7 protein-coding genes are annotated in these 9,510 nt (G+C 44.8%); 3 read left to right on the top strand and 4 right to left on the bottom strand.

What is annotated here, in order from left to right:
* Positions 1–3: 3 nt before the first annotated feature.
* The 3 genes from B3850_RS08355 to B3850_RS08365 form a co-directional block, all read right to left on the bottom strand.
* Positions 4–3,072, bottom strand: a complete 3,069-nt coding sequence (locus B3850_RS08355) for a TonB-dependent receptor (protein ID WP_286911629.1) — start codon at positions 3,070–3,072, stop codon at positions 4–6.
* Positions 3,073–3,148: 76 nt separating this feature from the next.
* Positions 3,149–4,147 (bottom strand): FecR family protein, encoded by a 999-nt coding sequence (locus tag B3850_RS08360; protein ID WP_286876283.1) that lies wholly within the window; start codon positions 4,145–4,147, stop codon positions 3,149–3,151.
* Positions 4,144–4,719, bottom strand: coding sequence for an RNA polymerase sigma factor (locus B3850_RS08365; RefSeq protein WP_286876281.1), 576 nt, complete (start codon positions 4,717–4,719; stop codon positions 4,144–4,146). Before B3850_RS08365 ends, B3850_RS08360 begins: the two co-directional genes overlap by 4 nt.
* Positions 4,720–4,950: 231 nt before the next feature.
* On the opposite strand from B3850_RS08365, the gene katG reads away from it, so the two are divergent.
* Positions 4,951–7,206, top strand: a complete 2,256-nt coding sequence (katG, locus tag B3850_RS08370; RefSeq protein ID WP_286876279.1) for a catalase/peroxidase HPI — start codon at positions 4,951–4,953, stop codon at positions 7,204–7,206.
* Between the two features lie 32 nt (positions 7,207–7,238).
* On the opposite strand, the gene B3850_RS08375 is transcribed toward katG, so the two are convergent.
* Entirely contained in the window at positions 7,239–7,850 is a 612-nt protein-coding gene (locus tag B3850_RS08375; protein ID WP_286876277.1) for a DUF502 domain-containing protein, read from the bottom strand.
* 184 nt (positions 7,851–8,034) lie between these two features.
* Between B3850_RS08375 and galE the strand changes: the two genes are divergently transcribed.
* On the top strand, positions 8,035–9,054 hold the full coding sequence (gene galE, locus B3850_RS08380; protein WP_286876275.1) for a UDP-glucose 4-epimerase GalE: 1,020 nt from the start codon (positions 8,035–8,037) through the stop codon (positions 9,052–9,054).
* Between the two features lie 4 nt (positions 9,055–9,058).
* A complete protein-coding gene (locus B3850_RS08385) occupies positions 9,059–9,496 on the top strand; it encodes a hypothetical protein (RefSeq protein WP_286876273.1) in 438 nt (145 codons plus the stop codon).
* The last annotated feature ends 14 nt before the right edge of the window (positions 9,497–9,510 follow it).

Below are 9,510 nucleotides of genomic sequence, written 5' to 3' on the forward strand. Positions count from 1 at the left end.
CCTCTAAAATGCCCAGGACAAGGTTGCGTAAGTGTAACGTCCGCGATTTGAATGGACGTCTGAGAAATAACCAAAGCTTTCATCGGCAATAGGCGGTTTCTTGTTGGCTATGTTTCGGGCGCCTAATCGGATACTGAGCCCGTCGAGAGATCTTTGACTGAAGTGGTAGTCGAGATAAATGTCGGTTGTGGTCCAACTGTCTATCGGCATCATATCTCCTTCAGATGTAGTCACGCTGGTTTCGTAAAAGTCGTCAATATAGTTGACTCGAATGCCGGCACCCCAGTTCCCCAGGTCCCAATCGAGGCGAGTGAACGCACGCCACTTGGGGTTACCGTTCATTTGCCTTAAATCACCAGCGCCAACAACAGGTATGTCAATGGGTACAGCAGGGTTCCCATTTTCCTGAGCCTCCAGAACAATGGCACTGATAGGGTCCGGGGTTTGCATAAATTTACGTAAATGGGCAGCATTTATAGAGAAGTCAAAAAGGCCGTAATTATCACTGTTCACCTGATAACTAACACTAATATCCGTTCCGGAAATTTCTCTAACTTCAAGGTTGTCGTATTGATTATTAACATAAACGACTTCTAATTCGTCGTTGCGAATAACTGCTGGATTTGCGTCACCTTGAGAACGAAGCAACGAATCGTAAAGCAGGTGAGTTTGACTATTTAGAATACCCACGACACCTTCTTGCTCAATGCGCCATCTGTCGACAGTAATGAGGAAGTTTTCGAATGGAGTAATAGCAATACCGAAATTGTATATTTCATCATCTTCCGGGCTGAGTTCGCTGTTACCGCCTCGTACCTCAGTTATGCTGTATCTATCGTCTATGACAGGGTCGGTTCGACTGTTTGTACGCGAGACACTTTCTTCGACGACCTGAGGCAGATTGGGGGCTCTGAAACCACCAGAATAAGAAGCTCTCAATTGGAGCCAATCGACAGGAAGCCAACTTAGAGCCAGTTTAGGTTTGGTCACGCTGCCAACATCGGAAAAGCGTTCATAGCGTAACGCCATCTGCATATCGAATGTTTCATGAAAAGGGACAAGCAGTTCAGTGTAGGCGGAGAATACATTACGACTGCCTTGTGCATCGGGTGTCGAACTGCTGCCAAGCACGTCGGAGTCTGTCATTAGTTCGCCTGTTATTTGATCATAGAATGGTGTCGAGCCGTCCAGAAGGGGATGTCTGTCGTCAGCGTATGACTCATAGCGATACTCTATTCCGGCAGCAAGTCCAATGTCTCCGGCATACCAGTTGGCAAGCGTTGGGTTTGATAGTTTAAAGTCCCATTGAGCAAGTTCAGTGGAGCTATCCCGGGTTATGTCGTCGGTTAAGTTTGCTATGACGTCAGGCGCATTGTAGGCAGTGGTTCCGCTGTTTAGGTTATTTGGGTCCCCACCAATAAATGGATTATATGCTTCTTCTGGATCGGTTGAGTTTATCGCTTGCTGTAATGCGCTGACGCGTATCCTGTTATAACCGGTATCCAGAGTATCCGCTCTGGAATAAAGCAAGGCTGATTCCCATTCCCAGGTTTTTGCGTAACCACGCAGTCCCGCTAACAGACGGTAGCTTGAATCTTCAACTTCAATCCTTCGTGGGCCGACATCCATAGGTCGAATATTGCGTAATGTTACGGTTTCTCCAAAGGGGTTGTATGCAGCATCTTCGCTAATGGTAAAACGTTGTGCGGTTAAATTAGCGTTCTGTTCTCTGCGGCGTTTTGATATAGCGTCATAGTAAAGCGCTTCACCGAACAACTCGAGATTTGGGCTAAGGGAGTGGGTGTAATAGGCGAATAAGTTAACCCGGTCAACAGCTGAGGTCATGCTTTGATCCTGAAGCGCAGAGTCATAACGCATTTCTCGTGGAATAGACCCCTCCGCAGCACAAACGCCGTCAGAAATGACCTGGAAACAATCTCCCATGGACTCAGGGCGAATATGGAAGCGGCCAATGTTTTCGCCGTCAAAAATTGCCCAGGGACTAGAAAGAGAACGATTATCTAATTGTGTGTCACCGATAAATTCAGCAGGGACTCGCTCATTGAAGCGGCGATCTTCGCTTGCTGAGTAAGAACGTTCATTAGCGCCAATTTCATCGCGAGTGTAATAAGCAAAAGAGAGACTCAAATGGCTTTTGTTATCATTGAAGAAAAAACCAGTTGAGCCGCTAGCCAAGTATTGTTGCATCGATGTGCCTTTGGCATTACCTGCGTTTAGCTTTAATTCTGACTGAGTTACTTCCTTTTTCAGAACATAATTAACTACGCCAGCAACGGCATCGGTGCCATAAAGCGCGGATGCCCCGTCTCTTAATACTTCTAGTCGACGTAACCCCGATACCGGTAAAGTGTTTGAATTGACGGTTGTGACCGGAACAAAGTTTTCAGTTTGAGTTCCTGGGTGTAGAACTAAGCGGCGGCCGTTTAGAAGGGTGAGTGTGTTGCCGGTACCTATGCCTCTTAAATTGATGGAAGCCACGTCGCCGCGGGCGTCATTAACGCCACCAATGGCCCGTTCGTTGTTAAAGCTAATGTCGCCTATTTGAGGCACTGAGCGTAATAACTCGTCCCCGGTTACTGCTCCGGTATTGGTTATGTCGTCGGCATTGAGGACTGTAACCGGCAGTCTTCCGGCAGCTTGCGCACCTCTAATATTACTGCCTACGACAGTAATTTTTTCCATGGACTCTGTTTGATCAGGGCTGGGTTGAGGTGGTTCTTCTGCTTCACGTTGGATAATAAATGTATTTTCAGACTGACGTATAACCTCAAGGTCAGTTCCTGTTAGTAACCGCTCTAGTGCCTCTAGAGGTGCAAAGTCCCCTTCTAAGGGCGTAGCACTGTAACCATCAACAACCTCTGGAGAGAATATAACTTGCGTGCCTGTTTGCTCGGCGAGATCAAGTAACGACGCGCTTAACGGTTGTTCTGCAAGCGATATTGACTGGACGGGGTCTTGAGGAATAATCGGCGCTGCTTGAGCTGATAGGGAAATACAGCTTAACGCCGCGCAGGTACAAAGTGCGATGTAACTTTGTTTATGCTTAATCATAATCAGTACCTTTTTATTTATTGAAGGTTTACTGCGTCTTTAAAGGCATATACGCACTGAACTTGAATGTCCTCCATTATTTTTTGGAAAGCTCAATAGCATGCTCTGTTTCGTGAACTTTAACTGGAAGAGTTGCTGTGATGGCGTTTAAAACACTATCATCGTCACTCAGCCGGAATACGCCACTAATGCGGAATTGCTCTTGTTGAGCAAAACCCATTTGAATTTGTTTCGTGCGATAGCGATTCAATTCCGCGATGACTTCACTTAAAGGGGCATTATCAAACCTAAGAACGCCCTTAATCCAACCCGGCTGCTGATTGTTGCTGTTTGCGCGAGTTAATGAGACTTTGCTGTTTTCGTACGTTGCAATATCGCCTGACGTTAATAGACGAGTGCGACTTTCAGTGTATTTTTGACGCGTGTCAAATTCAACGACGCCTTCTAGAACCGATACCTTTATTGAGTCTTCAGCGGCGTTCTTACGAACGGTGAAACGAGTGCCCAGAACTGTCACTTTTTGTTTTCCGGTATCGATAATGAAAGGCCTGGATTTTTCTTTCTGAATATCAAAAAACACTTCGCCGCGACGCAGCTTAACCAAGCGTTGCTCACTGGTTAGCATGACGGCAATCTCGCTGTTGGTATTTAAAGTAACTTCTGAACCATCCGGCAAGTCAATCTTACGAACTTCACCAACGCTTGACTGAAAGGTTTTACTCATGATGATTGGTTTGTGAACTTCATTTTTGACAATTTGGTCCCGCTGAGCCTTTTGAGACGCGGGTAAAAAAGAGGGAAGGGCATTTACTAGTAAGTAGACGGTGATAGCGGTTAGCAAAATAGATGCAGCGAACGCGAAAGGCCTTTTTAAATAAGAGATACGATTAGTTGAACGGTATACTGCGTCACTGTGCTGCCAAATTGCTAACATGGCATTGAACTCTCGTTCATGACAGTCATTTTCTCTGCGCCACTTTTGTATTTCGCGTTCTTCGTTGGCCGTCAACTCACCGGAAAATAGCCGTGTGACATAGTAGGCGGCTTGTTTTTGCACTTTCTCGTCACGGTTCATAACGTACTCTCACTATTTGCCGACTCAAGACCTTTCGTTGCCTTCCTTATTTCACGTAAAGCGGAGGAAATGTATTTTTCTACGGTGCTAACTGAAACATCCAGTTGATCACTTATTTCTCTGTAACTCATTCCGTTAATTCTACTCAATAAAAACGCTTGCCTGTGTTCTTGCTTCAGGTGACCTAAAGCTAGCTCAATACGCTCTAATATGGCTTTGTTGGTATAAGCACGCTCAGGTGATGTTAAGTCTGTAAAGTGAAGTTCTTCAATTTGAGAAATGTGGTCTGACGCGCGCCGTGAAGCACTCCGACGAGCTCTATCAATAATGACGTGATTAGCAATTTGTAGTAGGTAGTTTTTTACTGTGGACATTCTGCCTGACAATCGTTTGTGAAGATCTGAGATTTGACTAAGCTTCACATAAATTTCCTGCATAACGTCATCATCTTCCTCAAACTGGCCCGTTCTAACGCGAACAAAGCGGCGCAAAGTAATATCGTACTCATTGACGAGTTTCTCGATGAGTTTATTACTTGCTGTTGGTGAAAATGCCGCTTTATGTTTAAACAAAATGACGAGATGCCTTATTTATGAAACGTGCTATCTATAGATATATACGCAGCCTGATACTTTTACCTCCACATTTATTTTTTCTTAACAATTGGAAGATCTTGAGGAGTAAATAAGAGCCTTCCGATTACCGCAATCTGTTTTTCGAATCTATTTGAGCCTACCGAAATTGCTGGTTTGGTCTATTATTATTTGCGCCCAAACTGGTGTTTAACAAAAAGGTAATAAACCATGTTTAAGAAAACACTTCCTATACTTTCTGCGGTATCAATTGCGGTATCGTTGTCAGTGGCTTCTGGTGTTGCTAGTGCACAGGACAATATGTCTTACGATGTGAACAAGCCGGAGCCGAAGTCGAATCAATTCTGGTGGCCTAACAAGTTGAATCTTGAGCCATTGCGCCAGCATAGTCCTGAATCAGACCCCTACGGTGATAACTTCGACTATGCTGAAGCCTTTAGCAAACTTGACCTTGAGCAGGTTAAAAAAGACATTGAAGAATTAATGACGTCTGACCAGGACTGGTGGCCAGCTGATTATGGACATTACGGTCCTTTCTTTATTCGTATGGCTTGGCACGGTGCTGGTACTTATCGCGTGCAAGATGGTCGTGGTGGTGCAGCTGGCGCTCAACAGCGGTTTGAACCTCTAAACAGCTGGCCGGACAATGTCAGCTTAGACAAAGCGCGCCGTTTATTATGGCCAGTGAAACAAAAATACGGTCGCAGCTTGTCATGGGCTGACTTAATGGTGTTAACAGGAAACGTCGCTTTAGAGTCGATGGGTTTTGAAACCTATGGCTATGCTGGTGGTCGGGAAGACGCCTGGGAGCCGGATATTGTCTACTGGGGGCCAGAGACTGAGTGGCTTGGCGGCGACAAACGCTACAAAGGTGATCGTAAGCTGGAAAACCCATTAGCAGCAGTACAGATGGGACTCATTTATGTAAACCCGGAAGGTCCTAATGGGAAACCTGACCCGCTATTAGCGGCAAAAGACATTCGTGATACTTTTGGTCGCATGGCAATGAATGACGAAGAAACTGTGGCGCTTATTGCCGGTGGCCATACCTTTGGTAAAGCACACGGTGCGCATAAGCCAGAAGAATGTTTAGAAGCTGAGCCAGCGGCTGCCCCTGTTGAGCAGCAGGGCCTTGGCTGGAAAAACAAATGTGGTAAAGGCAACGCTGAAGACACTATTACCAGTGGCTTAGAAGGTGCGTGGTCAGTTAACCCAACCGCGTGGACGACACAATACCTGGATAACCTGTTTGGCTTCGAGTGGGAACAAACTAAGAGCCCGGCAGGGGCTATTCAGTGGATTCCTGTTGATGGCCAGGCGTCTAACTTGGTGCCGGATGCGCACGTAGAAGGTAAACGTCATGCGCCAATTATGTTTACCACTGACTTGTCACTGAAGTTTGACCCTGAATATCGCAAAATAGCGAAACGCTTCCATGAAAATCCGGAAGAATTTGAAAAAGCTTTTGCAAAAGCGTGGTTTAAGCTGACTCACCGTGACATGGGACCTAACCAGCGTTACTTAGGTGACATGGCACCAACAGAAGATCTGATTTGGCAGGACCCTATTCCTGATGCTGATTTCGAACTTATTGACTCAAACGATGTAGCTGAGTTGAAAGAAGCATTATTGGATTCAGGTTTGACGGTTCAGCAGTTAGTTCGCACAGCTTGGGCGTCGGCTTCAAGCTTCCGTGGAACTGACATGCGTGGCGGTGCAAATGGCGCACGCATTGCGTTAGAACCGCAAATTAACTGGGAAGCGAACAACCCGGAAGAGCTGAAAGATGTTCTGGCAACACTGAAAGAAGTACATGAAGACTTTAATGATGATCTATCGGGCGACAAGTACGTTTCTCTGGCTGATGTTATTGTGCTAGGTGGTGCGGCAGCTATTGAGAAAGCCGCTTCAGACGCGGGCTACGATGTGACAGTTCCGTTCGAGCCGGGTCGTACTGATGCCACTCAGGAAATGACAGATGTCAATTCGTTCTCTTTCTTAGAGCCAAAGGCTGATGCATTCCGTAACTACTTTGGTGAAGACAACCGCTTGTCACCAGCCCAGATGATGGTTGATAAAGCCGACCAATTAACTCTGACGGTACCCGAAATGACAGTCCTGATTGGCGGCTTACGCACTATTGGAGCGAATTACGACGGCTCTGAGCACGGCGTATTAACTGACCAACCGGGTACGTTGAATAATGACTTCTTTGTTAATCTGCTAACTATGGATAACGAGTGGAAGAAGTCAGAAGACAATGAAGCGGTGTATGAAGGTTATGATCGCGAAACGGGCAAACTGAAATTTACAGCAAGCCCGGTTGATCTTATCTTTGGCTCAAACTCTGAACTGCGCGCAGTCTCTGAAGTGTACGCAATGAGCGACGCTAACGAGAAGTTCGTCAACGACTTTGTTCTAGCATGGACAAAAGTGATGCAGTTGGACCGCTTTGACCTGAAATAAGTAAGGTTAAATTGGTGAAATTAAAAGCGGCGCTATGAGTTAGCGCCGTTTTTTTTATGGTTCTTGCCAATACCAGCGCTAATAGTCAGCTGCAAGGCTTCTGCCGGCTTCATGTCGAGCGATTCAACGCAGTCTTTCGGCACCATGATCATGTAGCCACCAACGTTATAACTCATCGGTAAAAAGACGGCGACTTGCTCGTCTTCGAGAATTTCCGATAACTTGTCATCACTGGCGCCAGGCTTTTTGGTTACAATGCCTATAAGCTTCGTATTACTATTCGGCAGCGTTACCATCACGACGGACTCATCGGCAAAGTCTTTACCTGACATCATTTCAAATACGTCATTTACTGTGCCATATAAGCTGCGTAGCAGCGGCATTTTGTTCATGAGTTTGCCTGGCAACTGCCAAATAGAATTGAACAGACTCCACCGTGAACTAAAGCCAACGAGCAGGGCAAGGATAAGGAAGCTAATAAAGGCAAGGCCAGGAAAATAATAAGCATCTCCGCCTAGAGCCATCCAAACAGGCTTTAGCGATTGCTCAATAGTTACCAGTAACCAACGAATGAGGTAAACGGTAATAACTATCGGCAGTAAAATCGCCAAGCCTTTTAAAAAGTAATTCAGTATTTTTTTCATAAGCCTGCTTTTTAGTTCGGGTTTTGGTACAAGCTTAGCGGTTTTTTAGGGTTCGTGAAATTCTTTACGGTTTGTTAATGAAAACTGTCGTAAGTAAAAGTCTTACAAATTGGTACTTTCTTCCGATGTCTTTTTGAACTTCTGTTACTTAAAATAACCGCTTTAAATTTGCTAGAGTTTTGTTGTGAAATTGTTAGTTACAGGCGGTGCAGGATACATAGGCAGCCACACTACTGTTCAGCTTTTGCAGGGTGGTCACGACGTTCATGTTATTGATGACCTTTCAAATTCAGAACGAGGTACTATCGACTCCATTAGTAATTTAGCAGGTCGTGAGTTTGAGTTTAGCTGCGGTTCTGTACTCGACAAAGGTTTTTTAAGTAGAGTGTTTAAGAATAATGACTTCGATGCAGTCATACACTTTGCTGCTCTAAAAGACGTTAATGATTCGCTGAATCAGCCGCTAAAATACTATCAAACCAATGTGACCGGTACGCTTAATCTCTGTGAAGTAATGGAAGATGCTGGGGTATATAACTTGCTATTCAGCTCTTCAGCGGCTGTTTACGGAAATGCTGAGCATACACCTATAACGGAAAAGTCTCCGACTGTAGAGCCACTAACGCCCTATGGCAAAACAAAGTTAATGGCGGAAAAAGTTTTGACTGATATCGGTCGCTCTTCAACTCAATGGAAAATTATTATTCTGCGGTATTTTAACCCCGTAGGGGCTCATGAAAGCGGTTTAATAGGGGAAAGCTTAAAGCAGTCACCAACAAACTTAATGCCAGTTATATTAAATGTAGCGGCGGGAAATAACGCTAAATTATCAGTTTTTGGTAATGATTACCCGACAGAGGACGGCACCTGTATTCGCGACTTTATTCATGTTCAGGATTTAGCGAGCGGACATATCAAAGCAACAGAGTATATGCACACAACTGAATTTTCTGAGCCAGCAAAGATATTTAACTTGGGTACGGGGAATGGCTATAGCGTCATGCAGTTAGTAAAAGCATTTGAGCTCGAAAGTAAGCAACCCGTTCCTATCGATATAGTGGATAGGCGTGAAGGCGATATAGCCATTAGCTGGGCCGACCCTTCGGCCGCTAAAAAAGAGTTAGGATGGAAAGCGACACGGAATTTAAATGATATGTGCCGGGATTCATGGAATTTTTATTGTGAACAGTATTTGAATGGGTAATCGTATGTCTGAACAAAGTAGTCAAAGCAAGCTTAGTAGTTTATCAGTTGTTGGTGCAGACAATGATTTTGCCTGGATAGGGAGCTACAAAGAAAAGAAATGGCACCCAGATTTTAACTTCTACCATAGCGCTCACGAGCTCATTGAAAGTGCGCAAAATCCAGAATTAATTATTCTATCTCTTGATATAGAGGAAGTTGAAGAGCTTGATGCCCAATTACACGAGCTACGTAAAAACGATTCGACTGCGTTGAGTCAAATATACGTTACTCACGAGAGCCGTTTATCTCCGTACTTGGCAAACGGAATTTGGAAAGAGGAGTGCTTAAAAGCATTTGCGAATTACAAAGAAAGAAAGCGTTACTTAAAGTTAGTCGATGTTGAAACAGTAAAGAATAAGTTAATTGCCTATTTATGGCTTAATGAGGCAACGATACGGTAGTGTTCAGAATTCTG

The sequence above is a fragment of the Idiomarina sp. UBA4520 genome (genome assembly GCF_002388365.1).
Classification (GTDB): domain Bacteria; phylum Pseudomonadota; class Gammaproteobacteria; order Enterobacterales; family Alteromonadaceae; genus Idiomarina; species Idiomarina zobellii.

Coding starts and splice junctions, on each gene's coding strand:
- B3850_RS08355 (WP_286911629.1), bottom strand. CDS start 3,072: ATGATTAAGCATAAACAAAGTTACATCGCACTTTGTACCTGCGCGGCG.
- katG (WP_286876279.1), top strand. CDS start 4,951: ATGTTTAAGAAAACACTTCCTATACTTTCTGCGGTATCAATTGCGGTA.
- B3850_RS08360 (WP_286876283.1), bottom strand. CDS start 4,147: ATGAACCGTGACGAGAAAGTGCAAAAACAAGCCGCCTACTATGTCACA.
- B3850_RS08385 (WP_286876273.1), top strand. CDS start 9,059: ATGTCTGAACAAAGTAGTCAAAGCAAGCTTAGTAGTTTATCAGTTGTT.
- B3850_RS08375 (WP_286876277.1), bottom strand. CDS start 7,850: ATGAAAAAAATACTGAATTACTTTTTAAAAGGCTTGGCGATTTTACTG.